The 22,909-nt window shown below is 51.3% G+C and carries 34 protein-coding genes; 32 read left to right on the top strand and 2 right to left on the bottom strand.

Annotation, left to right across the window (positions count from 1 at the left end; all coding sequences use genetic code 11):
* Positions 1 to 26 precede the first annotated feature (26 nt).
* Entirely contained in the window at positions 27 to 2,084 is a 2,058-nt protein-coding gene (locus tag ACTUJZ_RS05640) for a transglycosylase SLT domain-containing protein (RefSeq protein ID WP_463635316.1), read from the bottom strand.
* A gap of 518 nt (positions 2,085 to 2,602) precedes the next feature.
* Here ACTUJZ_RS05640 and fadB point away from each other — a divergent pair.
* Positions 2,603 to 4,753 (top strand): fatty acid oxidation complex subunit alpha FadB, encoded by a 2,151-nt coding sequence (fadB, locus tag ACTUJZ_RS05635; RefSeq protein ID WP_463635315.1) that lies wholly within the window; start codon positions 2,603 to 2,605, stop codon positions 4,751 to 4,753.
* A 15-nt stretch (positions 4,754 to 4,768) separates the two neighbouring features.
* Complete coding sequence (fadA, locus tag ACTUJZ_RS05630; protein WP_463635314.1) at positions 4,769 to 5,932, top strand: acetyl-CoA C-acyltransferase FadA; 1,164 nt, start codon at positions 4,769 to 4,771, stop codon at positions 5,930 to 5,932.
* Between the two features lie 44 nt (positions 5,933 to 5,976).
* On the opposite strand, the gene ACTUJZ_RS05625 is transcribed toward fadA, so the two are convergent.
* Positions 5,977 to 6,945 (bottom strand): integron integrase, encoded by a 969-nt coding sequence (locus ACTUJZ_RS05625; RefSeq protein ID WP_463635313.1) that lies wholly within the window; start codon positions 6,943 to 6,945, stop codon positions 5,977 to 5,979.
* 301 nt (positions 6,946 to 7,246) lie between these two features.
* Here ACTUJZ_RS05625 and ACTUJZ_RS05620 point away from each other — a divergent pair, with 301 nt between their 5' ends.
* The 30 genes from ACTUJZ_RS05620 (at position 7,247) to ACTUJZ_RS05475 (ending at position 22,864) form a co-directional block, all read left to right on the top strand.
* Positions 7,247 to 7,726, top strand: a complete 480-nt coding sequence (locus tag ACTUJZ_RS05620; RefSeq protein WP_463635312.1) for a hypothetical protein — start codon at positions 7,247 to 7,249, stop codon at positions 7,724 to 7,726.
* 136 nt (positions 7,727 to 7,862) lie between these two features.
* The gene (locus tag ACTUJZ_RS05615; RefSeq protein WP_463635311.1) at positions 7,863 to 8,147 is read left to right on the top strand and encodes a hypothetical protein; all 285 of its coding nucleotides are present in this window, start codon (positions 7,863 to 7,865) and stop codon (positions 8,145 to 8,147) included.
* A gap of 756 nt (positions 8,148 to 8,903) precedes the next feature.
* Positions 8,904 to 9,443 carry an ASCH domain-containing protein gene (locus ACTUJZ_RS05610; protein ID WP_463635310.1) on the top strand — a complete coding sequence of 180 codons (540 nt, stop codon included), beginning with the start codon at positions 8,904 to 8,906 and terminating at the stop codon, positions 9,441 to 9,443.
* A 99-nt stretch (positions 9,444 to 9,542) separates the two neighbouring features.
* Positions 9,543 to 9,887 (top strand): hypothetical protein, encoded by a 345-nt coding sequence (locus tag ACTUJZ_RS05605; RefSeq protein WP_463635309.1) that lies wholly within the window; start codon positions 9,543 to 9,545, stop codon positions 9,885 to 9,887.
* A gap of 140 nt (positions 9,888 to 10,027) precedes the next feature.
* The gene (locus tag ACTUJZ_RS05600; RefSeq protein WP_463635308.1) at positions 10,028 to 10,318 is read left to right on the top strand and encodes a hypothetical protein; all 291 of its coding nucleotides are present in this window, start codon (positions 10,028 to 10,030) and stop codon (positions 10,316 to 10,318) included.
* 67 nt (positions 10,319 to 10,385) lie between these two features.
* A complete protein-coding gene (locus ACTUJZ_RS05595; RefSeq protein ID WP_463635307.1) occupies positions 10,386 to 10,556 on the top strand; it encodes a hypothetical protein in 171 nt (56 codons plus the stop codon).
* 217 nt (positions 10,557 to 10,773) lie between these two features.
* Entirely contained in the window at positions 10,774 to 11,034 is a 261-nt protein-coding gene (locus tag ACTUJZ_RS05590) for a hypothetical protein (RefSeq protein WP_463635306.1), read from the top strand.
* Between the two features lie 40 nt (positions 11,035 to 11,074).
* Complete coding sequence (locus ACTUJZ_RS05585; protein ID WP_463635305.1) at positions 11,075 to 11,395, top strand: hypothetical protein; 321 nt, start codon at positions 11,075 to 11,077, stop codon at positions 11,393 to 11,395.
* A gap of 79 nt (positions 11,396 to 11,474) precedes the next feature.
* Positions 11,475 to 12,146 carry an alpha/beta hydrolase gene (locus ACTUJZ_RS05580; protein WP_463635304.1) on the top strand — a complete coding sequence of 224 codons (672 nt, stop codon included), beginning with the start codon at positions 11,475 to 11,477 and terminating at the stop codon, positions 12,144 to 12,146.
* Between the two features lie 138 nt (positions 12,147 to 12,284).
* Positions 12,285 to 12,647, top strand: a complete 363-nt coding sequence (locus ACTUJZ_RS05575) for a hypothetical protein (protein WP_463635303.1) — start codon at positions 12,285 to 12,287, stop codon at positions 12,645 to 12,647.
* Positions 12,644 to 12,976, top strand: coding sequence for a hypothetical protein (locus ACTUJZ_RS05570; protein WP_463635302.1), 333 nt, complete (start codon positions 12,644 to 12,646; stop codon positions 12,974 to 12,976). Before ACTUJZ_RS05575 ends, ACTUJZ_RS05570 begins: the two co-directional genes overlap by 4 nt.
* 110 nt (positions 12,977 to 13,086) lie before the next feature.
* Positions 13,087 to 13,503, top strand: coding sequence for a GNAT family N-acetyltransferase (locus tag ACTUJZ_RS05565; protein ID WP_463635301.1), 417 nt, complete (start codon positions 13,087 to 13,089; stop codon positions 13,501 to 13,503).
* A 116-nt stretch (positions 13,504 to 13,619) separates the two neighbouring features.
* Positions 13,620 to 13,799 (top strand): hypothetical protein, encoded by a 180-nt coding sequence (locus ACTUJZ_RS05560; RefSeq protein ID WP_463635300.1) that lies wholly within the window; start codon positions 13,620 to 13,622, stop codon positions 13,797 to 13,799.
* Between the two features lie 215 nt (positions 13,800 to 14,014).
* Positions 14,015 to 14,227, top strand: coding sequence for a hypothetical protein (locus tag ACTUJZ_RS05555; RefSeq protein WP_463635298.1), 213 nt, complete (start codon positions 14,015 to 14,017; stop codon positions 14,225 to 14,227).
* Positions 14,228 to 14,376: 149 nt separating this feature from the next.
* Complete coding sequence (locus ACTUJZ_RS05550; protein WP_463635297.1) at positions 14,377 to 14,571, top strand: hypothetical protein; 195 nt, start codon at positions 14,377 to 14,379, stop codon at positions 14,569 to 14,571.
* 243 nt (positions 14,572 to 14,814) lie between these two features.
* Complete coding sequence (locus ACTUJZ_RS05545; RefSeq protein WP_463635296.1) at positions 14,815 to 15,555, top strand: CPBP family intramembrane glutamic endopeptidase; 741 nt, start codon at positions 14,815 to 14,817, stop codon at positions 15,553 to 15,555.
* Between the two features lie 710 nt (positions 15,556 to 16,265).
* The gene (locus ACTUJZ_RS05540) at positions 16,266 to 16,535 is read left to right on the top strand and encodes a hypothetical protein (RefSeq protein WP_463635295.1); all 270 of its coding nucleotides are present in this window, start codon (positions 16,266 to 16,268) and stop codon (positions 16,533 to 16,535) included.
* On the top strand, positions 16,535 to 16,888 hold the full coding sequence (locus tag ACTUJZ_RS05535) for a hypothetical protein (protein ID WP_463635294.1): 354 nt from the start codon (positions 16,535 to 16,537) through the stop codon (positions 16,886 to 16,888). The genes ACTUJZ_RS05540 and ACTUJZ_RS05535 overlap by 1 nt, the downstream gene beginning before the upstream one ends.
* Positions 16,889 to 17,065: 177 nt before the next feature.
* Entirely contained in the window at positions 17,066 to 17,356 is a 291-nt protein-coding gene (locus ACTUJZ_RS05530) for a hypothetical protein (RefSeq protein WP_463635293.1), read from the top strand.
* Between the two features lie 73 nt (positions 17,357 to 17,429).
* Positions 17,430 to 17,606, top strand: a complete 177-nt coding sequence (locus tag ACTUJZ_RS05525) for a hypothetical protein (protein WP_463635292.1) — start codon at positions 17,430 to 17,432, stop codon at positions 17,604 to 17,606.
* 69 nt (positions 17,607 to 17,675) lie between these two features.
* Positions 17,676 to 18,005, top strand: a complete 330-nt coding sequence (locus ACTUJZ_RS05520) for a DMT family transporter (protein WP_463635291.1) — start codon at positions 17,676 to 17,678, stop codon at positions 18,003 to 18,005.
* Between the two features lie 121 nt (positions 18,006 to 18,126).
* A complete protein-coding gene (locus ACTUJZ_RS05515) occupies positions 18,127 to 18,432 on the top strand; it encodes a hypothetical protein (RefSeq protein WP_463635290.1) in 306 nt (101 codons plus the stop codon).
* 44 nt (positions 18,433 to 18,476) lie between these two features.
* Positions 18,477 to 18,968, top strand: coding sequence for a GNAT family N-acetyltransferase (locus ACTUJZ_RS05510; RefSeq protein WP_463635289.1), 492 nt, complete (start codon positions 18,477 to 18,479; stop codon positions 18,966 to 18,968).
* 81 nt (positions 18,969 to 19,049) lie between these two features.
* The gene (locus ACTUJZ_RS05505) at positions 19,050 to 19,403 is read left to right on the top strand and encodes a VOC family protein (RefSeq protein WP_463635288.1); all 354 of its coding nucleotides are present in this window, start codon (positions 19,050 to 19,052) and stop codon (positions 19,401 to 19,403) included.
* Between the two features lie 26 nt (positions 19,404 to 19,429).
* Positions 19,430 to 19,786: a nuclear transport factor 2 family protein gene (locus ACTUJZ_RS05500; RefSeq protein WP_463635287.1), complete on the top strand. Its 357-nt coding sequence runs from the start codon at positions 19,430 to 19,432 to the stop codon at positions 19,784 to 19,786.
* A 101-nt stretch (positions 19,787 to 19,887) separates the two neighbouring features.
* Positions 19,888 to 20,490, top strand: coding sequence for a dienelactone hydrolase family protein (locus ACTUJZ_RS05495; protein WP_463635286.1), 603 nt, complete (start codon positions 19,888 to 19,890; stop codon positions 20,488 to 20,490).
* A 19-nt stretch (positions 20,491 to 20,509) separates the two neighbouring features.
* Positions 20,510 to 21,319, top strand: a complete 810-nt coding sequence (locus ACTUJZ_RS05490) for a polyphosphate kinase 2 family protein (protein ID WP_463635285.1) — start codon at positions 20,510 to 20,512, stop codon at positions 21,317 to 21,319.
* A gap of 131 nt (positions 21,320 to 21,450) precedes the next feature.
* Positions 21,451 to 21,840 (top strand): DUF4870 family protein, encoded by a 390-nt coding sequence (locus ACTUJZ_RS05485; RefSeq protein ID WP_463635284.1) that lies wholly within the window; start codon positions 21,451 to 21,453, stop codon positions 21,838 to 21,840.
* 25 nt (positions 21,841 to 21,865) lie between these two features.
* Entirely contained in the window at positions 21,866 to 22,231 is a 366-nt protein-coding gene (locus ACTUJZ_RS05480; RefSeq protein WP_463635283.1) for a VOC family protein, read from the top strand.
* A gap of 33 nt (positions 22,232 to 22,264) precedes the next feature.
* Entirely contained in the window at positions 22,265 to 22,864 is a 600-nt protein-coding gene (locus ACTUJZ_RS05475) for a DUF6151 family protein (protein WP_463635281.1), read from the top strand.
* Positions 22,865 to 22,909: the final 45 nt, after the last annotated feature.

Here is a 22,909-nt window from a genome sequence, read left to right as displayed (position 1 = left end):
AATTTTTGCCGCCCGCCGGCGCCAGGCTACTCTGGCGCCAGGCGCAGGCTTTGGCGTTTATCATCAATGCGTTGTGAAGACGGGATGGCGCTGCCGGCCAATTGCTCGAACAGCGCGCTGGAATTGCCCAGCTGCTGTTCGTAAATGTAGCGGTACGCCATCACTGCTTTGACATAGTGGCGGGTTTCTTTATACGGAATATTTTCAATCCAGATATCGGTCTGCACATCCTGATCAGCCGGTAGCCATTCCAGCACCTTGCGCCAGCCGGCATTGTAAGAAGCCGAAATCAGCACCGGATTGTTGCCCAGCTTATCTGCCAGATAGCGCAGATACTGCACCCCAAACTGTAGATTCTGCTCGGGTTCAAACAAGGTATTGCGGGCCAGTGCGCCCTGTTTGTTTTGCGCAGCCAGATAGCGTGCTGTTCCAGGCATCAGCTGCATCAGGCCGGTGGCCCCGGCCGGCGACACAGCATCCACCATAAATGAGCTTTCCCGACGGGCGATGGCCATGGCGAACGCCGGCTGCACATCGTAGGTTTCGCCCATGCGATTAAACTCACTGGCGTAGGCCAGCGGGAAGCGTTTTTCCACATCGTTTAAATGGCCACTGCGTGAAAAACTGATGATGGATTGATCATACCAGCCCCAGTCGTTAGCCAGCAGCGCGGCATCTTTGACCTGCGGGGTGTCGATATGGGTAATAAGATAATACCATTCACGGCGCGCTTCCAACTGGCGGCCCAGCTGCAAAAATTCATAGGCACGCTGGGCACTGGGCTGGGTAATCACCGCCTGGCGACCCGATGCGTTAGCCGGCGTAGGCGTGTGACGTAAGGTGGGTGCCTGACCGAGCCGGGCACTGGCCAAAAAGCCATAATAGTGGCGCTGACCGGCCAAGTCCTGATACAGCTCCACCGCCTGCTCATGAAAACCTTGCGCTTCTAATGCCCGAGCCTGCCAGTACATAAAATTATCATCCCGGCGACGCTGCGCCGGTGCAGTATTAATTAATTGCAGCACGCCCTGCCAGTCGCGCTGGCGCAACAGATACGCCATGTGCCAACGTTTAACATCCTCTTCCGCGCCAGCTTCATCCGCGCGTTTTAACCAACTGCCGGCATCCGGGGTATCATCAATGGCTTTACTTAAGGCAATAGCCCGGGTGATCTGGCGCTGCTCGGCGGTTTTAAACACCCGCTTATCCGCATAATGTTCCAGCGCAGCTGCGGCTTGCTGGTTATCCTGCCAGGCCAGGCGCTTGATGCCGTAGGCCAAAATGGCCTTTTCGTGCTCGCGCTGGGTGAGTGGAAAGCGGGAAAAATTGAGCACATAGGCCGGGTTGTTACGCACTGCCACCCAGCGATCGGCCAGATACTGCAACGACGCTGGCAGCTTTTGTTTTAAGTAAGGGATCAGACGCGGGTTGCCGGCCATCGCGGCTTTTTCGATGCGCCCCAGCACCAGCTCATCGGTGAGCATGCCGGCACGCTGCCACTGACGAAACACCGGATCGCATTCATCTGGCTGTGATTGCCCGCTCAGCCATAGCGGTGCCACTTTTTCCAACCAGTAGGCCGGGTTCTTGGCCTCGGCCAACTGATACTGCAAATACTGGCAGGTAATGGTGGCGCCCAGGCCATCACGATAATTGGCTAAAAATGCGCTGCGGGCATTTTTGTTGGCCAGATAGCGTAGCCAGGACGAGCGCATGCCATAGGTCACCGGCTCGCCGGCATAGCGGGATAAAAATTGCTCTATCTGGCTGCGGTGCACCAGATCCATCTGCCGGTACAACCGCTGGCGTTCCAGATACGGGTACAAGGGGTAAGACTGCAAATGCGCATAGCGGGTCGCCAGCTGGTCCAGCTCGGTGTAGGGCACCTTACGAAGCTGTTGCTCAAAATACTCAAACTGCTCGCGAGCCACCGACTGACCTGCATCAGGCAGCACGGTGGCGGCGCTACTGTGGGTGACCAGCACCGCCAGCGCGGGCAATACGGTGCGAACAGACAGCCGCTGGCGCACCCGCCCCACGAAGCGGGCCAGGGGCTGCAAAATTATTGAACTGCAAAACTGCATGAATACCATCCCGGACAAATGACAGTAAGATGAGCGCTTTAAACCCAGCCTGGCGCAACGCGCGGCGGTCAGCGCGATCTGCTGCGTGGACCAACCGGCTGACAATCATCAGCCACCCTGGCTGCCTGACCCGCCCTGAACCTGCGCAGCAGGTAATAAATAAGTATAGACAAACAAAATAGTCTGAACTGCCCCACTGTGCAATGGGGTTTACAGCAGATTTAATGTTGATGTCACGCCCATTGCCAAGGGCCGCCGACCGGCCTATTCTGGTACGTTGTAGCGGGCCGTTCGGACTGCGCCTGTGACAATTTATCGTGCGCTGTGAGCCTTGAAATTGCGGCAAAAAAACGCCATCTGTGTAACTAATTGAAACGCGCGTTTGAATTTTTGTTGAATTTTTTGTTTGGTTTGTCAAAAATCAACCCACCCTAACGCGTTAATGTAGGACAGCGGAACAGTTATCGGGTTCACCTGGCTCTTCATTAGCAACCCGGCCATCGCCGAAGGAGATGATAATGATATACGAAGGCAACAGTCTGGCAGTGTCGCTGCTGGACGATGGTTTTGCTGAACTGGTATTTGATGCCAAAGGTTCAGTGAATAAATTTGACCGTCAGACGGTAAGTGAATTAAACGATGCCATCGCGGCGCTGGAAGCGCGTAGCGAGGTAAAAGGCCTGCTGGTACGCAGTGCCAAGTCCACGTTTATTGTGGGTGCGGATATCACTGAATTTACCGAATTATTCAATGCACCGGATGACGAAGTGCTAAGCTGGGTTGCGAAAACCTCGCAGGTGTTTGACCGCTTTGAAGACCTGCCCTTCCCCACCATTGCAGCCATCAATGGCTTTGCCCTGGGCGGCGGGTGTGAAATGACCCTGGCCTGCGACCTGCGTGTTGCTGATACCAGCGCAGCCATCGGCCTGCCTGAAGTTAAACTGGGCCTGATGCCTGGCTTTGGCGGCACCGTACGTCTGCCACGCCTGATTGGCTCTGACAATGCCCTGGAGTGGATGACCACCGGTAAAGAACGCCGTGGCCAGCAAGCCTTGAACGAAGGCGCCATTGACGCGCTGGTAGCCCCTGAGGCGCTGCGCGATGCGGCGTTGTCGATGCTAAAAGATGCAGCAGCTGAAAAGCTTGACTGGCAATCGCGTCGCGAGCAGAAAAAAGCCCCGCTGAGCCTGAACCAAAACGAAGCCACCATGAGCTTCTCTACTGCCCAGGCGATGGTAGCAGCCAAAGCCGGTAAACATTACCCGGCACCGCACCTGATGGTTGAAACCGTGCAAAAAGCTGCCGGCCAGGATCGCGCCGGTGCGCTGAAACTGGAAAACCAGGGCTTTGTGAAGCTGGCCAAAACCGATGCAGCCCAGGCGCAGATTGGTATTTTCCTGGCTGACCAGCTGGTAAAAGGCAAAGGCAAAAAAATGGCCAAAGCCGCCAGTAAAGAAATTAACTTAAGCGCCGTGCTGGGCGCCGGCATCATGGGTGGCGGTATCGCTTACCAAAGTGCGGTCAAAGGCACGCCGGTGGTGATGAAAGACATCAACCGTGAAGCGCTGGACTTAGGCTTAAAAGAAGCAGCCAAGATATTAGGCAAAGGCATGGAGCGCGGTAAGGTTGATGCCAAGAAAATGGCCACTACCTTGAATGCCATCACGCCGACCTTAGAGTACAGCACGCTAAAAGATGCCGACCTGGTCATTGAAGCGGTAGTGGAAAATCCAAAGGTGAAAGCGTCGGTATTAAAAGAAACCGAGCAAACCGTGGCAGATGACGCCATCATCTGTTCAAACACCTCCACCATCTCTATCAATAAGCTGGCCGAGAGTCTGGATAAACCCGAGCGGTTTGTTGGCATGCACTTTTTCAATCCGGTCCACCGGATGCCACTGGTAGAAATCATTCGCGGTGAAAAAACCACGGATGACACGGTAAACGCGGTAGTTGCGGCCACCCTGAAGATGGGTAAAACCCCGATTGTGGTTAATGACTGCCCGGGCTTTTTGGTCAACCGTGTATTGTTCCCGTACTTTGCTGGCTTTAGCAAACTGGTGCTGGATGGCGCTGACTTTGCCCGCGTCGACAAAGTGATGGAAAAAGACTTTGGCTGGCCGATGGGCCCGGCCTACCTGCTGGATGTGGTTGGCATGGACACCGCCAATCATGCAGCTGGCGTGATGGCCGAAGGCTTCCCAGAGCGCATGCAGGCCATCGAGAATGACCCGGTGACGCTGATGTACAACAACAAGCGTCTGGGCCAGAAAAACGGTAAAGGCTTTTATGCCTACGGTACCGACAAGCGCGGCCGCCCCACCAAAGAAGCCGCTGACGAGGCTTATGCACTGGTGAAGCAGCATGCAGCTGACGGTAAAGAATTTGATAAACAAGAGATCATCGCCCGCCTGATGATCCCCATGGCCAACGAAGCCATTCGTTGCCTGGAAGAAAATATTGTGGGTAGCGCAGCCGAAGCCGATATGGCACTGCTGTATGGCCTGGGCTTTCCGCCGTTCCGTGGCGGTGTGTTCCGCTGGATTGAGAGCATGGGCCTGAGCAATTTTGTAGAACTGGCTGATAAATATGCGCACCTGGGCGAACTGTACCAGGTCACCGATGGCGTGCGCCAAATGGCCGCCGACGGCAAATCGTATTTCGCGTAACCCAAGGAGAACATTATGAAAGATGTGGTAGTAGTCGATTGCATACGTACCCCCATGGGGCGCTCTAAGGGTGGCGTATTTAGAAATGTGCGGGCCGAAACCTTATCAGCGCAGCTGATGAGCCAGTTGCTGGCGCGTAACCCAAACCTGGACCCCACCGAGATTGAAGACATCATCTGGGGCTGTGTGCAGCAAACCAAAGAGCAGGGTTTCAACATTGCGCGTAATGCGCAGCTGCTGACCAAGATCCCACGCTCCACCGGGGCGGTCACAGTAAACCGCTTGTGTGGTTCCTCCATGCAGGCGCTGCACGATGCCGCCAAAGGCATCATGACCGGTAACGGTGATGTGTTTATGATCGGTGGTGTGGAGCACATGGGCCATGTGCCGATGACCTTCAATGTGGATTTTCACCCCGGGCTGGCCAAATACACCGCCAAAGCCTCAGGCAACATGGGTATGACCGCCGAGTTGCTGGGCCGCCAGAATGGCATCACCCGTGAGATGCAGGACGCCTTTGGTGCCCGCTCGCACCAGCGCGCTGCGCTGGCTCACGAAGAAGGCCGTTGGGCCAATGAGATTGCGCCAATTGAAGGCCATGATCAAAACGGCGTGCTGAAGATGGTGGATTATGATGAAGTCATCCGCCCGGAAACCACGGTGGAGACATTAGGCAATCTGCGCCCTGTATTTGACCCGGTTAACGGCACAGTAACTGCGGGCACCTCGTCGGCGATTTCTGACGGTGCCGCGGCCATGCTGCTGATGTCGGCTGATAAAGCCAAAGCATTGGGCCTGACCCCGCGCGCGAAAATTCGTGCCATGGCGGTGGCCGGCTGTGATGCTGCGGTCATGGGCTTTGGCCCGGTCCCGGCCACCAAAAAAGCGCTTAAGCGTGCTGGCATGACCATGGAAGACATCGAACTGGCCGAGTTCAACGAAGCCTTTGCTGCACAGGCTCTATCGTGCATTAAGCAGCTGGGCTGGCTGGACACCTACGATGAGAAGGTAAATCTGAACGGCGGCGCCATCGCACTGGGCCACCCGCTGGGCTGCTCAGGCGCCCGGATCAGCACCACTTTGCTTAACCTGATGGAAGCCAACGATAAGTCTGTTGGCCTGGCGACCATGTGTATTGGCTTAGGCCAGGGCATCGCCACCATCTTTGAGCGGGTGTAACCGCTCGCGATGATTAAAAGGGCCTGCGGGCCCTTTTTTATTGCCTACAAAATAAGGTTGGATAACGGGCTGACCACCCCATGCGCACCCTGCTGCAGAATATGGGTATAGATCTGGGTGGTGCGCACATCGGCATGGCCGAGCTGGTCCTGTACAGTACGGATATCGGCACCAGACTGGAGCAGGTGAGTGGCAAAAGAATGACGCAGCGTATGCGGCGTGACATGTTTAATAATACCCGCATCATTGGCTGCCCGGCGCACTGCCCGCTGAATTTGCTTTTCGTCGATATGATGCCGGCGCAACTGCTCACTTTCCGGATCGATACTCAACTTATGCGAAGGGAACAGATATTGCCATTCCAAATGACGGTTGCGGGCCTGGTATTTTTTACGCAGACCGTGCGGTAACCAAGCACCGGCGAACGCGGGCACCCGCACATCCCGCTCCAGGAGTTCAGTGGCTTTAGTGATGTGGGTTTCCAGCAGCGGAATCAGCGACTCTGACAGAGTGGCTACCCGGTGCTTGCCACCTTTGCCAAACCAGATACGCACGCATTTGTAGTCAAAATCGATATCCCCCACACGCAGACGCACGCACTCCATGAGTCTCAGGCCACTGCCATACAACATGGCCACAGCCAGATAATGTTGCTGGCTCACCCGCCCCAGCAACGCTTTTACTTCTTGCTGCGTAAGTACCACCGGCAACTTGCGCTCGCGCCCGCTATTCACAAAATTCATTTCCTGCGGCAAAGGGTCTTCCAGATATCTGGCGTACAAAAACACCAGTGCATTCAGGGCTGTGGCCTGTGTGGATGCCGCAGCTTTGCGCCTAACCGCCAGATGGGTTAAGTAGGCTTCCACGTGTGTCGCGTTTAGCTGCTTCGGGTGGGTAAACTGATGAAAGCGAATATAGTCGGCTACCCAGGTGAGATAGGTTTCGATGGTACGCTTAGCATAACGCTTCATAACCATGTATTTGTAGAGAGCAGCGATAAACTTGGACTTCATTGGCAGCGAAAAATAAAAATAGCTTACCGGCTACATTTCACAAAACATACTGGCCATTGGACGGGTTTTGGTCCATACCATGAGCAAAGTACACCACCAAAATTTTTTAGGCGGTTTGGTGCTTTTAATTCATGAGCAAACTACCCCACAGTGGATTTTCACTTTTGCATTGGGAGGTTATGGCGTAATCTGTGGCCACTACAAAAATTAAAAGCCCCGTTTCGGTTTGCGGAATCAGACCGATTGGGGATCTAGTAAATTGTTAGGTGCTAGTGCTAAAGAAAACAACAAGGACGTATCAATGACCTATTATGAAATGTTATCAGTCGGAGTCGCATGTATCGCTGCTTTTATTAGCTTGGTTGTTTGGAATGGACAGAGAAAGCTGCAAAAAGAAAGTAACGAACTACAAAAAGCCACTTCTGAACTGGCAAAGAAGCAGCTTGAGGTTCTAGTTAAAGAAGATAATGCTAAATCATCGGCTAGGCTTAAATTAGACTTAATTTCATCAGGTCGCAGCCATAATTTTGTTGTCACAAACATTAGCTCGGTTGATGCTCTTAATGTAAACTTTCAACTATTATTGTCGCCAAATGATTCCAGTCCTTTAATAGCGTCAGACGTCGATGAAAAGCTTCCAGCACCTAAACTTCCACCTGGAAACAGTATTAGTCTTCTTGCAGCAATACATGATGGAACCCCGCTGGCTTATAACGCTAAGTTAATGTGGACAAACCCTGATGGCAAAGTAATAAATGACAGTACGTATGTTTGTTTGTAATTCGCACCTAACAAAAAAATCAAGTCACTCACTACGTTCGCTGGGACGCATACATGCGGGGCGGCTTCGCCATTATGCCCCACATGCCTGCGCCCCTTATTTAAAAGTTATACGCAATCAAGGTTAACTAGAGATAATGAGTTTTAATTATCGGATTGATGCCGCACAGACAAAGTTTGGTCAATGCGCCAGAACTTTCATTTATCTTTTGCTTGTTATGCTATTTGTTTCTGTGCTGGTAGTATTTTCTCATGTTTTGGGTAGTTATCTTGGGATAGATATGAATACCCCAATCAGAGAAGCAAATATTCCGCTTTCGCAAACATTGCAATTTATAGCTGCCTTTCTATTCTCAATTGTGTTGTTAACGCTTCTAATGCTAAAAATAGCAAAAACTGTATTTCGGCATTTTAGAATCTAAGCATATTGCGTATAACAAACGCATTAACCACTCGCTGCGCTCGCTGGGGACAAAAATACGTAGGCTCCCTGCGCTTCGCTTGGTATTGTAGCCTACGTATTTTTGCCCGTTATGCGGGCGTTATACATTCTCGAGGTATAGGTTATTTTTATTAAAGCGATAAAGAGCCAACTTAACCTGAAACCACATTTATATGAGAAGTCAGCGAAAGTTGGTACTTCCGGAGGTATTTTGGGAGCATTCATAACTTATTTATTGTTTATGAACGCTCTACCATTGTTCGGGGTAGACCTTGAGATTCCATTGAAGGAGTATAGCGACCAAATCGTGTACTCAGTTTTCGCTTTTGGCATCCTGTTACTGTTTTTCTGCGTATATTTATGCTGTTCGCTTTTCGCAGCAATCTATTTTTTTACTATGGTAAAAAAGTAGGAATCTAGAGTCGGAAGATTATTTCAATATTGTTTTCAAAAGTCAGTATCCAGCTCATTGGCAGCGAATGTGAAGAACCGAATGCTTAGTATCAACTCCCAAGTGCAACATTTATTACGCATAATCATTCTTTATCTCGCAGGGTGTTTTAAACCCATACCGTTTTCGGGGGCGGCTTCGCCATTATATTCTAAGTGCTTGCGCCCCTTATTTAAAAGTTACATGCTTTAACTCGAACTAAGGTTTATTGAATAGAATTCTCAAAGCGCTACAAATTTAAGATTGACCAAACTCAGATAACCCGAATATTTCGGCTAGTGCAGTATGGAATCATCGGCCAATGCAACGATAAAAAATATTATGCACAAATCTATTACAGAAATATGCAAGGCTTATTTTAAAAGTATAAATAGTAAATATAAAATTTTGCCTTACTGGTATTTTTGTGACAACAAAACTGACGCAAATGCCTGTGCAAAGTTAGTTCTGGAAGGTATCAAGAGAGCGACCACGCCTTCTCTTGCATGGTACGAACAACGCAAAGCAGCTTTGCCAAGCGTTGAGGATTTAAATGTAATCACAGACTGGTCAGGGCAAGCGGTTTGTATTATCCAAACCAGAAGTGTAGAGGTGGTCCCTTATATTAACATTACACAAGAATACGCTGCGATAGAGGGAGAAGGCGATAAAAGCCTTGACTATTGGCGCAGGGTTCACTGGGAATACTATAAACGTGAGCTTGGTGAATTTGATTTGGTGCCGACCAAAAATATGCTGGTGGTATGTGAAGTTTTCGATGTTGTATATCGATATTCACAGCACACCACGTCTGCCTCTTCGCCGTTACTAGCTAAAGGTGTGTAGCGAACCTCTTTAAGTTGAATTGCAACACGTGCATAGATCGTATCTGTTAATTCTAGCACTACAACTACAAGGAATCTGACTATTTCATCGAGGAAGAACATGAATTTCATACTTGCGCTACTGTCTATCCTTACCTTTGCTGCTATGGATTTTGATCTCGATATTTTCGTGTTTTGGAATATCCTTCCTATCATTTTCGCTGCAGCGATATTCAACAAGCGAGTTGAAAATCGACTTACCACAGATAGTAGTTTTCATGCGGTACTTGCCATATTAATCATTCACTGCTTTTTTCACATGGTGATGTATTTCGACATTGGTAAATCGGCAACCGGATCTTCGACATCTGCACTCGCCTTTATTTTCATTCCCATTTGGACGATTGCGATTGGCATAGTGGTTTTCATATTATCAAAACTGTTGATTCGCACGTTACCCCAATAATTTAATGCATTTCATACTGCTTTCTTCCTTCTGTTTATCCTCTCATTACTGCGCACTTTTTATGTTTTGAAACATTTTACCCGGCGGTTGATTTTGCATTGTGTGCTAATCTCACAGCCACTAAAAAAAAAGAATTTTTTATGAAATTTTCTCTGCTTTGTCTTGCTCTGCTGTTAAGCGGTTGCATGGTGGTGCCAGAAATCGATACCGCCAAGGTTAATCGATGCGAAATTTCCTCGGACCGTAAAACATTGAAGGTGATCAATGGGTTCGAAGATACCAATACCTTTTACTCCATCAGCGGGCTGATTTTGCTACCCGTTTCCGGCGTGGTGTCGGGTACCTATGTGGCCATCAACAATGTTTATCATCTTGGCGAAGAAACCTTGGTGTGTGGGCCCAAAAAGTCACATGCTAAACAAGAGGCATAACAATAAAGGCCCGGCAGTAAGGGCTGCCCTCCTGTCTGTAATTGGATTGTTTGTATAAGGAAGTCATATGAAAAAGCACAACAAACCCCGCCTGAATGAGTCTTCTGACGCCGCCGATCTGGTAAAAATGCAAACAGAAGTGGCATTGGTTGAATCAATGGCACAATCAAAAGCCCTAACCATCATGCTGATTGTCGGCCTGAGTGGTTTTGCCGGATTTTTTTTACTTTCTGTATAAGATGGCGGGGGCGTAGTACCGGTTTGTAAGTTTTCCCAAAATTTGTGATATCTGGTTACCAGACAGTTGCCTGAATCTTGGCGCTTCTTTCTACGCTTCTTTCGTATAGGGTTACCAGTGAGGATGCGGATGGCATCGCTGATCAATAGCCACAAAGCATAAATTGCGGTAAGTTAATTCCTACTTACCGCCCGGTATTTTAGACAAGGAGTTCCCAGTGATACCGTACAAAAATGTGCAAACCGAAAATTTTAAAACTTTATTATCCTATACCCGATTTTTTGCCGCTATCGGCTATGTTTTGCTATTCGTGGTGTTAGTCGGCATCGGCGTAGAATTTTACAACAAGGGCATGGAGACAAATCTGGCTATTGCCTCGTTTGCGGTAGCGCCGATTGTGGTTATCGGTATTTCCGGGATTCTAGCACTGCTTATCTCGATGGAAGAGCATTCCCGGGTCGCCCGCGGTCGCTCGTGAAAGATCCGATTATCGGGCGCCATGCAAAGGCCGACTCACGATGAAGCACCCGGTGACGCCTGATGGGCGCTATATGGTGGTTAAGGGGCGCTTATGGCGCATGACCAACCCGAACCTGCCAGAAGCCAAGCGTGAAGCACTGGTTAAAGAATTAATGGATGCCCGCCGTGAGGTCAAAGCCGCCAAGGCGGCAGACGATGAAGAGCGTCTAGCCGCCGCACGACAAGCGGTCGATAAGGCCAAGGTGGCACTGGGTGAGCGCGGGCCGGTATGGTGGCAGGATGGCGCAAAAGACTACAATCGCTACCTGGCCAAAAACACGCCTTACCAACAATGGTATGAAGGGCTGGAGTCATCCTAGACTATATAGACGACATCTCTGGGCAAGAACTAATTTCGTTCAGACTATTCATCTCGTGCGAAGGAAACCAAAGGGCACCATGGATAAAAAATTTCTTCTTGGGTTGGTGTGTCTGCTGCTAAGCGCACAAAGCTTCGCAGGTATGCTTTTTGATGCATTTCCGACTCACATCCACCCGGATGAAAAATATGTGTTCTATTCACATGGCTACATTGTCGAGGGCACCAATCCCAAGCCCGAACATGCGGTGTGGGGCATTTACGATTTTCCGCTTATCACCAAAACACTAGCCGGTGCTGAGGGAAACCTGATCGCTTATCACCGACCAGCGCAGACCGACCCATTCGCCGCTGCTCAGCAGTTAGCGCAGGATGTGCAGCAACTGATTGCCGCCGGGGTAAAGCCGCAAAACATTACTCTGATGGGCTTTTCCCGGGGCGGTGCCATTAGCATTATGGCGGCCAATGAACTGAAACTGGACAACCTCAAAACCGTGATCCTGGCCGGGTGTGCCGGGCTAGTAAAAGATACCGCTGATCTTCAGCTCTATGGCGATGTGTTGTCGGTGTTTGAAACGTCTGACCAGGTCGGTTCGTGTGAGTTTTTGCACCAGCGCAGTGACCAGGTTCGTTCTTTCACAGAAATAGCCATCAGTACCGGCAAGTCCCACGGGGCCTTTTATCTGCCCAGGCCGCAGTGGGTGACCCCGGTGATGCGCTGGATTGAACACACCAGCCAATATGCTGGCTAAAAAGATACTGTTGCGCAGCTCGCCAAGGGGTAGCGAGCGTGCTGCACGACTTATTACTAAAAGGTAAGAGTCAGGCCGGTTAGCTTCGCAGGGTAGCGGCTTGCCGGGCTGAAAATTTTTATTTAAAGGAAGACAATAATGAAATCATGGAATGATTTAACCCCTCTTCAGCGTTTTGCGGTGGGCCTGTGTATGCTAATCGGCGCAGGCATCCTTCTGGAAATTGCATTTTTGATCAATTTTGGTGGTATGGAAATCGCGTTTGCACTGGTGGCTGCCAGTTGCACCCCGCTGCTCTTATGGGTGATGGACAAGCTGCAAAAGCTCAAACAGGCCATGGTGCTGGCCAGTCTTGCTTTGCGGCAAAGTGCGTCAGCCACCCCGGCGGTATTTGCTCTACAGGCGGGATTCTGTGTACTGCCCCTGGCGCTGGCCGGATCAGGCGCCCTAGCCGTCAGCTTCTTCTTACCTGGGATGCTGTTTAACGGCGTGTTGGTATGAGCGCCGCCCGTCAAACAGACGCTCACGCTTCTTCGGTCGGTACCAGAACCCGTGTCGGGGTGGTGTGCCTGATGGTGATCGCGTTTTTTGCCTTTTATGCCAACGAAGCCAGAAAAGAAATTTATTTTTTGTGCAGCAATTTTGATGAAGGCCATGCCTATAGCACTGTGGTGCGCCAGCTCAGCACAGCCAATTTGTCACAATTTACCGTGGAGCAATCCGGCCGGGGGGCCCGCATTGTGCACTCCAGCAAACTGACGTTTCATCTGGTCAGCTGTACCATCGATCTCGATCAGCACAATAAAGTGGTGTCGGTGTTGTATCAGTAACTCTTGAGTTACGCTGTTCGGTCCCTATTTTTTCTGGAGCCGGTGTATTATCCGGCAAAAAGCGGTACAACAATCTATCGGACCTGCAGTGAAGATAACCAGAGCGATTCATGAGCATCCAGTATAAGGTTAATCAACCCATCAGTACCGCACAATTTTTGGCGGTACTTAAAGGCTCAAGCCTGGGCCAGCGCCGCCCTACCGAGGATGCTGCGTGTATCCGCGGCATGCTGGAGAACAGCAATTTACTGGTCACCGCCTGGGAGCATGACACCCTGGTAGGCATCGCCCGTAGTGTGACAGACTTTCACTATGCCTGTTATTTATCGGACTTAGCGGTGCTTGAAACCCACCAGCATCAAGGCATTGGCAAAATGCTGCAAACTGTGACACAGCAGCAATTGGGGCCGCAGTGTAAACTGATTTTGCTGGCAGCCCCGGCAGCTAATGAGTATTACCAAAAGATTGGCTTTACCCACCATCCGCGCTGCTGGGTGTTGGAGCGGGATGCTGTTATTTCTCGTTAGGCAGGTAGCGGGTTAGGGATAATCATTTACCTAACAGTTGACGATCACCAGAAGTCGCAGCAAGGGGGTAACTATCCTGGCTGTGCAGGGAACTTACCGAAACAAAAGGATGTGACATGAAAGACCAGCAACCCAATGAAAAAATAACCAGTTTGCTCATCGCACTGGGGCTGTTAAACGACCTGGCTTTTTTACAATCAGCGCGACAATCAAAAACACTGCAGATCATGCTTGTGTTGGCTGTGCTGTCTGGCGCCGGGTTTGTGTTGTTTTTGTTTAAGATGGCAGGTGCGTAAGAAAATACGGTGCTTTACTGCGTGTTGGTAGTTTCAAGCGTTTATCGTTAAAGATCGTTTTTATGGACAGTATGAGCGCTGGCGTGCTCGGCGGCCTCGGCCTGGCCGGCCAAATAACGTCGAGTAACTTTCAGTTACTCCGGTTTGCTGTGGTTCAATGCGATTGAATACTGGCGGAAACTTGTTGTTTAATTATCTAAAAAGGAATTTATCTTATGGAAATTAATGCCACGTTGTTTGGCCAGGTAATTGCTGTACTGGCAATTATTATGGCTGCGCTGGGCTATTACCTGGGCAAGCGTAAAACCCAGCGCCCGGTGCTGACTGCAATAATCGGCTTTTTTACCGCTCTGGTGCCGCCACTGGCACTGATATTCTTGCTTGTGCTGGTGGTAAAAAAAGATGTTAACAGGCTCAATATCGCCTAATTGGTTGCTGCGCTGTGGCAAGTCATCAGCATTTACCTGTAAATAGCAATAAGTCATAAAAACAGACCTTGAACATAGTTGGCTGCCGACTGATTGGCCGCATGCTGTAAGCCATATTTAAAAAGCCGCACAATAAGGTTGAGGCTTACATGACAATCGCTTCGGGTACACCGCAATACCGAATATTTTTACTGATATTTACAATCTTTGTTGTTGCCACGGCTGTAGTGTTTAATTTAATTGGCTTTTTTGTTCATATTGATAAGGGACAGGCGATGCTATTCGGCTTGTTTGTCGCTTTGTGTGCTATCCCTATTTTTGCTTGGGCTAAACAGCAGGCCTGAGCCGCTATTCTGATTGTAATGACGCTCACCTGGCTTTTGGCTGTTGAATAATCACTCTGTTTTGATATCCGGCAAAATCTTCAGCGCACTCTGGCTAACTCTTTTCCGGGCTCAACCTCATTGTATTTACAGGTGTTGTCACACAAGACCTGCCTTATTTGTATCCTGCCCCGCTCCCTGTATATTAAATCAACAGCTTGTTCTTTGGGGCTATCCAGCCTGCTGCCATTCAGGAGTCGATATATGCATATTATGGAGATGATACTGCTAGCAGTGATAGTGCTGGTACCGGTGGCCGATCGACTACTGGACAGCGGCAAGCCTAGACCCAAAAGCACCGACTATATTCAGCTTGCCGCGGTGTTATGGCAGGCCACCGCGCTGTTAGTGGTGTGTTTTTGGCAAGGCGCGCTAACGGTCGGCGCGCCGGCTATGCTGCCTGACTCTGGCGGCAAAGCGATATTCGCGCTTTTGATTGGCATCGCCTTTATTTCCTACCTGATCTATGCCGTTGCCTCCATAAAACGTAATGACACCTTGCAACGTCAGGTGGCAGAGTCTTTTCGCAGTGGCGGGCCTGCGCTTATTCGATTGTTGCCCGGTACGCGTAAAGAATATCTGCTGTTTACTGGGCTGGTGTCTGTTACTGCCGGAATTTGCGAGGAACTGATCTTTCGCTGGTATGTGTACAGCTTTATTGACCAGCACGCTCATTCGCTTGTCGCAGTGGCCGTCAGCAGTCTTTTGTTTGGCACCTGGCATGTGTATCTTGGTTGGAAATATGCGTGTAGAACCGTATGTGTCGGCGCATTTTTGTGCGCGGTGTATATCTATTTTGACAGCATTTTGGTGGCGATGGCGTTTCATATTCTGATGGATGTCTATGCCGGAAGTATCGCGTTTTACGCCCGGGCAGTGCCTGATGGGATGGATGCTGAGAATTCTCGTCAAGTAGCCGGGGAAGATGATGGCAAGGCAGTGTAATCCTCGCCGAGGGCTCTGCGGCTTATGGAAAACGATAAGATAACAAGGAGTTATGTATGCAGGTAGGTGGTCTAGAGATGCTCATCCTTCTAGTGTTGTGGGCTGTGCCGATTGTTGGCATTGCACTATCCAAACGCAACGCAGGCGCCGAAAAAGCAGCCTGGATCCTGGCGGTGCTTTTTATCTCCTGGTTTTCCTGGCTCATATATTTATTGCTGGCCCCACTCAAACCGCCGCCACCGCGTTATGGTCCTTGAGCATAGTTTGATCACGGCGGGATGACTATCGTAAACAGGTCATAATGCACTTTACAGGTAGCAACGGGGGAATTGATGGACAGCGTGATTGAGCTACTGCTGGATATTGGCGTTATCTTTTTTATTGTCTTTGCAGCCGTGTTGTTTATGGTGCTGAAAAAGAAAAAGTAAGAGCAAGATAGCGCGGTGGTTGAAACATCACAGTGTTCCAAGGAGACCCCGGCCTACACCGGGGTGACGGTGTGAAAAGGAGACCCCGGCCTACACCGGGGTGACGGTGTGGGAAAGTAATCCCGCCCCCTAGCCGGGATAATGGCTTTATTCACTGACGATACAAAAGGTTGCGTTCTACTCCATACCCTGTAAGGTAAAGCACAAATATCGAGCAACAGCAAAAGCTGCCAGGATGGCAGGCGGGTTGTTCACCACCATAGCCAGGGAAAAGGCGAATTTATGACTACCTCTGAACACTATCTGCCAAGCATGAGCCTGGCGATCCTCACAGCAATCAGTTTACTCGGTCTGACAGTTGTGCCGGATGTGATGTTTGCACTGTCGGCCGCAGGTTTTGGCTTGATGGGCTTCGCGTTTTTACCCGATACCAACGAACCAACGGCCGCTGCACCGCGTTCTGGTCGTCCGGCACCGCGGCGCCGCGTTAAAATCGAAGTGGCCGGGATGTTGTGCCTGACCAGCAGTGTGGTCTCCTACATGGTGTCGTAATGGCTTTTAGTCGCCTCCAGACCTGTCAGCATCAGCTAGACGATACACTGATTACTGCGTCGTACGATCGCCTGACCACACGCTTGAGAATCAGCAGCGCTCAGCAGGTCTGGTTAAGCCGCTGCTTGTGGTTCTGGCCGTGGCACCGGCCCCGTTTTACCATCGGCAACAGCCGCTACCAGTTGAAAACCAACGCCTGTGTATTGTGGCGAGCCAGCCTACACCATCAAGGCCAGGCCGTTATCGCCGAGTTACTGCCAATCCGGCGCCGCCACGCTGTTACTCGGGTGGGCTATGGCATAGTGATGACTGCACTACGGGCCCTCTTTTCTATCCTCACCCGACTATTTTAAGCCAAGTAAGGATCATCTGATGAAAATGCGCGTTTGTTTCTGGTAGTGATACTAAGTGGCTGTACATCTCATCCCACTCAGCCACAGGCGTCAGCGCCTTCTGCCGCTGTGGTGCTTACGCCGCCGGTGCTGGCACCGACCCAACCTGTAACATCCAAAGCAGGCAATCATCTACGCATGAAGCAAAGCAAGTCTGATGTAAAATCTCAGACATACAGGTTCAAGGTTATTTCCACCAGCATTTACCAGGATGGCAGGGTAGCGTTAACCGCCAGGGCAGCAGATGACGCTACCGCGTCATTTACCGTCACCCTGCACCCGCAGGTAGCACGCCAGCTGCATCATAGATACGGGGTGTCACCTCTGGTATTTTTCAACGACAAACATATTCTGGTCGAAGGCAAAGCCAGCCGCACCCAGATTGATTTTATTGACCGCGACGAAGCTATCAATAAGTCGTATTCTTAAACCCGCATTCAGGTTAAGAAGATGGCCAATATCAAGATCCGACAACCTGTTGTGTAAGCATCAGCTGCTACACTTGCGCCCGTTCGCGCTCACTGATGCTGACGCTGTTTTAGCGCTGGCCGGCGATCGTGAAGTGTCGCGCTGGACCACCCGCATCCCCCACCGTATCGCCGGCAGCATGCTATTGACTGGATTGGTCAGTCCAACCAGCCAGACAGACAAGCCTACGCCATCGATGTCCAGGGCGTGACAAAGATGCCAAAAGTCGCTGGATTGGGTATATTGACCTACTACCCTGTTCACCTTTTCTGGAATCGATATGGCCTGGATGTATCTGGCAATTGCTATCGTCTCTGAAGTCATTGGTACCCTGGCACTTAAAGCCTCCGACGGGTTTAATAATGCCACTGCCAGTACGGTCTGTGTGATTGCCTATGGCATCGCATTTTATTATTTATCGGTGGTGGTAAAATCCATTCCGGTGGGCATCGCCTATGCGATTTGGGCCGGCGCCGGCATTGTGCTGATCACGGTCGCCGGCGCGTTATGGTTTAAGCAAATCCCCGATGTTGCGGCTATTATCGGCATTGTGCTGATTATTGCCGGGGTGGTGATTATCAACGCCTTTTCTAATGCGGTGGGGCATTGATTAAGTTTTTGCGGGTCGCGCCACCCGCGCACACGGATTCTGGTATGCGCCTGCCGGCATTGCTGGCATACTGAATTGACTGTTTAAATCGGCCGGGACGGCCACTTTGAAGGACAAACCTATGGTCTCTGCCATTTTTGTGGGGCTGATCCTGCTGTTGCTGATCCTGCAGCTTAGTTTGTTTAGCCGCCTGTGTACCTATCTGGCCAAGCAATACCCAGAAGAATGGGCCCAGGCTACCCGGACAGATATTCAGGGCAAGGCTTCACTGTCAACTAACGCCAATTTGCAACAAGCACTGCACAGCGGTGTGTTTGCCACCTTAAATGACCCTAAGGTACAACGGTTTAAACGCTTTAAAGCACTCAACCTGATTGCGGTGGCGGCCATTGCGCTGGTGCAGTGCTGGCTGGCCTTTAGTCGCTAGCCTCGCCATCCAAACTCAGCGCATTTATAAACAAGGATGTGGTAATGCAGCTACAAAAATTTACTCTGCAGGATGCCGCGCGCGTTGCTGACCTGATAGGCGATGAAGCGGTTTCGCGCTGGACCACCAGTATTCCCCACCCCTGCTCCGTTGAAGAAGCCCGCAGCTGGATCAGCAATTTTGCCCTGCTGCCTGGCAAGCATGTGTATGCTGTGGTGCGCGATCAGCTCATTGTGGCCTGTGTGTGCTACTGGCCATATTGTCCGGACAACCAGCCCACCACGCTTGCCTGCTATGAAATCGGCTACTGGGTAGGCCAGGCGTATTGGGGCCAGGGGATTGCCACTGCGGCTTTGCAGCTGATGCTCAACCAGCCAGACTTTCCACCAGCGCGGCAATTAGTGGCCCAGATATTTAGCGGCAATACCGGCTCGGCCCGGGTGTTAGGTAAGCTCGGCTTTGTGTATACCGAGGCGTGTACCTTGCAGCGCCAAGGCGTGTCAGTAGCAGGCCATCTTTACACCAAACAGCACTAGGTCGCTCAAGGCCACTGGTAGTTTTGTCCAGTCTTGCTATGCTGGCATTTTTCACCTTATTTTCACTCTAAGGAGGCCATGATGTCGCATACCGTTGTGTGGTTTGATTTACCGGTAGAGCAGTTAAACCGTGCCATCGCTTTTTATCAGGCTGTGCTGGCAATGGACGTCAAAGAAGAATTTCCCGGCGTGGCGGTTTTTGCCCACGGCGACACCGATGTGGCCGGCTGCCTGTTTGAAAGCGACGAGCACAAGCCTTCCACCCAGGGCCCGCTGATCTATCTGAATGTGAATGGTCGGCTGGCCGAGGCGGTAGCCAATGTTCGTCAGTTTGGCGGTAGTATCGAGCAACCACCGCATGAAATTGGTCCCTTTGGTCAACGTGCCATCGTAATTGACTCAGAAGGCAACCGGATTGCGCTACACTCTGAGTAACCCGGCAACTTTGTGAGGCGATAAAGATGCAGCAACTGGTTCAGCAGTGGTTTGACTGCTGGCAGCGTGGCGAACCTGAATCGCTGCCTATTACTCCTACCTTTTGTCACACCAGCCCGTTTGGTGAAATCAAAGGCAAAGAGGCCTATCTGGCGCTGGTTAACGCCAACCGGGATAAATTTTTAGGCCAGCAGTTTGAACTGCACGATGAAATTTACACCCCCACCCACTCTTGCGTGCGCTACACCGCCACCCAACAGGATTTTTCGCTGGCGGTCAGCGAATGGTATTACCCAAAAAATGGGCTTATTGATGCAGTGATAGCCTATTACCACATTGGCGAAATACGGGCCGAACGCAGCCTGACCGCTCCTTCAGCATAGAACTTTTCACAATCGCCCAGGATTGGCTATGCTAAAAATATCCTGTCCGGCAGCGCTGCCTGCCGGATCCACCGACTGCTATGATGGCGCAATAACCTGCTATGCTGACTCTTCTTGCCAGTGACATTTTTGGCTGTACCCCGGCGCTACAGCGGCTGGCCTCGCGCCTGGCTGGGCCAGTTAAGATTATCGACCCGTACCAGGGTGAATTTATGCGCTTTCGCAATGAAGCCCAGGCCTACACTACCTTTTGCGATCGCGGCGGGCTGGCCCGCTATTCCCAGCAATTATGCATGGATGTCCAGGCGCTCAGCGAACCCATATTTTTAATCGGCTTTAGTGTCGGTGCAGCGGCCATCTGGAGGGCATCTTACCATGGTTCACTGGCCCGGGTGCGGGCGGCGGTGGGGTTTTACGGCTCGCAAATACGCCACTACACCACCATCACGCCAGCCTTTCCGATGACCCTGATTTTTCCCGAGCACGAAGAAGCCTTTCCGGTCAGCGCCCTGCTATCCACCTTGCAAGCCACCCCCAATGTGCGGTTACTGCAAACCACCATGCAGCATGGGTTTATGAACATTCACTCGGATAACTTTAATCCTCACGGGTATGAACAGTATCTTTGTGCACTGGCCCGCCAGACCCTGTATCTGGCCAACAGCACTCAGGCGAATACCCAGCGGGAGTTTTTTGTCGGCTAATCGGCAGGGGGAGCGATCAATGTGTGCAACCCAGCGTAAACCACCGGTCCAGCTAGACCAGGCACCCGCACCCAAGCATTATCAGGGCGAGGCGGCCAGCCGCGCGCTGCAGGTGTGCCAGCGCCGCTTGAGCCATTTACACCAGGCCTGTTTTCTACAAGCCCGCCGGGTACTGATTGTATTGGAAGGCTGGGATGCCGCTGGCAAAGGCGGCACTATCCGGCGCCTGACCTCCATGCTCGACCCACGGGGAGTGCGGGTGCACAGTTACGGCCCGCCTACCGCCACTGAGCAGGGTCGGCATTATTTGTACCGATTCTGGCGCAATTTACCCCCACCTGGTTGCTGGGCGGTATTCGATCGCTCCTATTATGGCCGGGTGCTGGTAGAGCGGGTGAGCAGCCTTGCCAACGAGCATGCCTGGCAGCGCGCCTATCATGAAATTCAGCATACCGAGCGCATGTGGGTCGACGACGGCCTCATTCTGATCAAACTGTTTTTGCATATCAGTGCCGATGAACAAGCTGCGCGATTTGCCGCCCGACTGGCCGACCCGCACAAGCGCTGGAAACTGACCGAAGCAGATTTTTACCACCGTCGTCAGCGCGCCGACTATCAGCTGGCCATCGATGATATGTTTAGCCGCACCGATACCCCGGTCTGCCCCTGGCACATTGTGGCGTGTGACCATAAACCCAGCGCCCGGATCGCCGCGCTCACCTATCTGGCAGACCAGCTGGCGACCTATATCGACCCTACCCCGCCGCCGATGGATCCCAAGGTATTAGCGCTGGCGCGGGCCGATCTGAAAGACAACCCTAAACCCTGATCGTCAGTCCGCCTTCCGCGGCAGCTCAGGTGGTCAAAAGTTATACTGGCGTCTGCCCGTCAGATCCTCTATCTTAGTAAATCTGTTTAGCAGCAATTTTGTTACTTACTGAAGAATAAAGGAATTTATCTATGTCAGAGGTACCCTCGCCATCGTCACAGCAACCGTCCGGCCTGGCGCTCAGCCCGCAGCAGGAAGCAGCCAAAACCCACGCCATGGTGGCATATGTATTAATGCTTCTGGGCTTATTTACAGGAATTTTTTGGATTGCCGGCGCTATCTGGGCCATGGTCAAAAAAAGTGATGCCGCCGGAACCGGCTTTGAAGATCATTATGCCAATATCATCAAAGTCTTTTGGGTGGGCCTGGCACTCACTCTGCTCAGTATCCTGCTGGCGGTGATTTTAATCGGTTACCTGATGCTTATCGCTGTGGCTATCTGGTCAGTTTACCGTATTGTCAAAGGCCTGGCCCGACTGACGTCAAACCGCACCTATTACTCATATTCAACGGGTCATTAGGCTAAATTATATAGAAGGCAAAATTATGCAAAAAGTATCCGGCATTGGCGGTTTTTTCTTTCGCGCCAAAAACACCAAATCGCTGGCAAAATGGTACGAACAACATCTGGGGATCAACCTGGTGCCAGACAGTTATGAAGCGCCGGTCTGGCAGCAGAATGCTGGCCCGACAGTTTTTGCGCCGTTTAAACAAGATTCAGAGTATTTTGGTGACCACGATAAAGTGTGGATGCTGAATTTTCGGGTCGATGATTTAGATGCCATGATCGCACAACTGCAAGAGCAGGGTATAAAGGTGACCGTAGATCCCGAACAGTATCCCAATGGCCGCTTTGCCCGGCTCAACGATCCGGAAGGTAACCCCATTGAACTGTGGGAGCCTAAAGACTAGCCAGATGGCAACCACCATTAATGGAGTAACTTGATGCACCACCCGCTCGCCTGCCGCTGCCAGGCTGTCCAGGGCCATATCAGTGGCAGCGGCACGGCCAGTCGCGTGTTGTGTTATTGCAAAGACTGCCAGGCCTTTGCCCGCTTTCTCAATGCTGGGGAAACTGTGTTGGATGCCCAGGGCGGTACCCGGATTGTGCAGGTGGCGTCCAGCCGGGTCACCATCAGCCAGGGCCATGAGCACATTGCACTGATGCGCTTGAGCGAGCGTGGGCTTTTTCGCTGGTATACCCGCTGCTGCCAGACCCCCATTGGCAATACCCTCCCCACCCAGGCACTGGCATTTGTCGGGCTGATAGATGCATTTATGGATAAATCCCGCCTCGCGGAGGATTTTCCACAGCGTCTGGCGGTAGTACACACAGAGTCAGCGCTGGGCTCGCCGAAGCCCCACAGCCATGGCTTACTGAGCACCATGTGGCGGTTCGCCAAAATGGTGGTGCCGGCACGACTGACCGGTACTCACACCCATTCGCCCTTTTTTGATAAACAGGGTAAACCGGTGGCCAGCCCGCAAATATTAACCAAAGCACAGCGTAAGGCGTTGAAATACCCTGCACAAAACGCCGGCTAGCTGATTGATCCACAGGTTCAAGCTGTGCCACACTTACGCCCATTA

It is taken from the genome of Alteromonas sp. WD8-37, assembly GCF_055326825.1.
Note: the sequence above shows the minus strand (reverse complement) of the source record. Positions and strands in the feature narration are given on the sequence as shown.

Bases quoted from the DNA above. Each gene is read 5' to 3' on its own strand.
- ACTUJZ_RS05640 (WP_463635316.1), bottom strand. From the start codon at position 2,084: ATGCAGTTTTGCAGTTCAATAATTTTGCAGCCCCTGGCCCGCTTCGTG.
- fadB (WP_463635315.1), top strand. From the start codon at position 2,603: ATGATATACGAAGGCAACAGTCTGGCAGTGTCGCTGCTGGACGATGGT.
- fadA (WP_463635314.1), top strand. From the start codon at position 4,769: ATGAAAGATGTGGTAGTAGTCGATTGCATACGTACCCCCATGGGGCGC.
- ACTUJZ_RS05625 (WP_463635313.1), bottom strand. From the start codon at position 6,945: ATGAAGTCCAAGTTTATCGCTGCTCTCTACAAATACATGGTTATGAAG.
- ACTUJZ_RS05620 (WP_463635312.1), top strand. From the start codon at position 7,247: ATGACCTATTATGAAATGTTATCAGTCGGAGTCGCATGTATCGCTGCT.
- ACTUJZ_RS05615 (WP_463635311.1), top strand. From the start codon at position 7,863: ATGAGTTTTAATTATCGGATTGATGCCGCACAGACAAAGTTTGGTCAA.
- ACTUJZ_RS05610 (WP_463635310.1), top strand. From the start codon at position 8,904: ATGGAATCATCGGCCAATGCAACGATAAAAAATATTATGCACAAATCT.
- ACTUJZ_RS05605 (WP_463635309.1), top strand. From the start codon at position 9,543: ATGAATTTCATACTTGCGCTACTGTCTATCCTTACCTTTGCTGCTATG.
- ACTUJZ_RS05600 (WP_463635308.1), top strand. From the start codon at position 10,028: ATGAAATTTTCTCTGCTTTGTCTTGCTCTGCTGTTAAGCGGTTGCATG.
- ACTUJZ_RS05595 (WP_463635307.1), top strand. From the start codon at position 10,386: ATGAAAAAGCACAACAAACCCCGCCTGAATGAGTCTTCTGACGCCGCC.
- ACTUJZ_RS05585 (WP_463635305.1), top strand. From the start codon at position 11,075: ATGAAGCACCCGGTGACGCCTGATGGGCGCTATATGGTGGTTAAGGGG.
- ACTUJZ_RS05580 (WP_463635304.1), top strand. From the start codon at position 11,475: ATGGATAAAAAATTTCTTCTTGGGTTGGTGTGTCTGCTGCTAAGCGCA.
- ACTUJZ_RS05575 (WP_463635303.1), top strand. From the start codon at position 12,285: ATGAAATCATGGAATGATTTAACCCCTCTTCAGCGTTTTGCGGTGGGC.
- ACTUJZ_RS05570 (WP_463635302.1), top strand. From the start codon at position 12,644: ATGAGCGCCGCCCGTCAAACAGACGCTCACGCTTCTTCGGTCGGTACC.
- ACTUJZ_RS05565 (WP_463635301.1), top strand. From the start codon at position 13,087: ATGAGCATCCAGTATAAGGTTAATCAACCCATCAGTACCGCACAATTT.
- ACTUJZ_RS05560 (WP_463635300.1), top strand. From the start codon at position 13,620: ATGAAAGACCAGCAACCCAATGAAAAAATAACCAGTTTGCTCATCGCA.
- ACTUJZ_RS05555 (WP_463635298.1), top strand. From the start codon at position 14,015: ATGGAAATTAATGCCACGTTGTTTGGCCAGGTAATTGCTGTACTGGCA.
- ACTUJZ_RS05550 (WP_463635297.1), top strand. From the start codon at position 14,377: ATGACAATCGCTTCGGGTACACCGCAATACCGAATATTTTTACTGATA.
- ACTUJZ_RS05545 (WP_463635296.1), top strand. From the start codon at position 14,815: ATGCATATTATGGAGATGATACTGCTAGCAGTGATAGTGCTGGTACCG.
- ACTUJZ_RS05540 (WP_463635295.1), top strand. From the start codon at position 16,266: ATGACTACCTCTGAACACTATCTGCCAAGCATGAGCCTGGCGATCCTC.
- ACTUJZ_RS05535 (WP_463635294.1), top strand. From the start codon at position 16,535: ATGGCTTTTAGTCGCCTCCAGACCTGTCAGCATCAGCTAGACGATACA.
- ACTUJZ_RS05530 (WP_463635293.1), top strand. From the start codon at position 17,066: ATGAAGCAAAGCAAGTCTGATGTAAAATCTCAGACATACAGGTTCAAG.
- ACTUJZ_RS05520 (WP_463635291.1), top strand. From the start codon at position 17,676: ATGGCCTGGATGTATCTGGCAATTGCTATCGTCTCTGAAGTCATTGGT.
- ACTUJZ_RS05515 (WP_463635290.1), top strand. From the start codon at position 18,127: ATGGTCTCTGCCATTTTTGTGGGGCTGATCCTGCTGTTGCTGATCCTG.
- ACTUJZ_RS05510 (WP_463635289.1), top strand. From the start codon at position 18,477: ATGCAGCTACAAAAATTTACTCTGCAGGATGCCGCGCGCGTTGCTGAC.
- ACTUJZ_RS05505 (WP_463635288.1), top strand. From the start codon at position 19,050: ATGTCGCATACCGTTGTGTGGTTTGATTTACCGGTAGAGCAGTTAAAC.
- ACTUJZ_RS05500 (WP_463635287.1), top strand. From the start codon at position 19,430: ATGCAGCAACTGGTTCAGCAGTGGTTTGACTGCTGGCAGCGTGGCGAA.
- ACTUJZ_RS05495 (WP_463635286.1), top strand. From the start codon at position 19,888: ATGCTGACTCTTCTTGCCAGTGACATTTTTGGCTGTACCCCGGCGCTA.
- ACTUJZ_RS05490 (WP_463635285.1), top strand. From the start codon at position 20,510: ATGTGTGCAACCCAGCGTAAACCACCGGTCCAGCTAGACCAGGCACCC.
- ACTUJZ_RS05485 (WP_463635284.1), top strand. From the start codon at position 21,451: ATGTCAGAGGTACCCTCGCCATCGTCACAGCAACCGTCCGGCCTGGCG.
- ACTUJZ_RS05480 (WP_463635283.1), top strand. From the start codon at position 21,866: ATGCAAAAAGTATCCGGCATTGGCGGTTTTTTCTTTCGCGCCAAAAAC.
- ACTUJZ_RS05475 (WP_463635281.1), top strand. From the start codon at position 22,265: ATGCACCACCCGCTCGCCTGCCGCTGCCAGGCTGTCCAGGGCCATATC.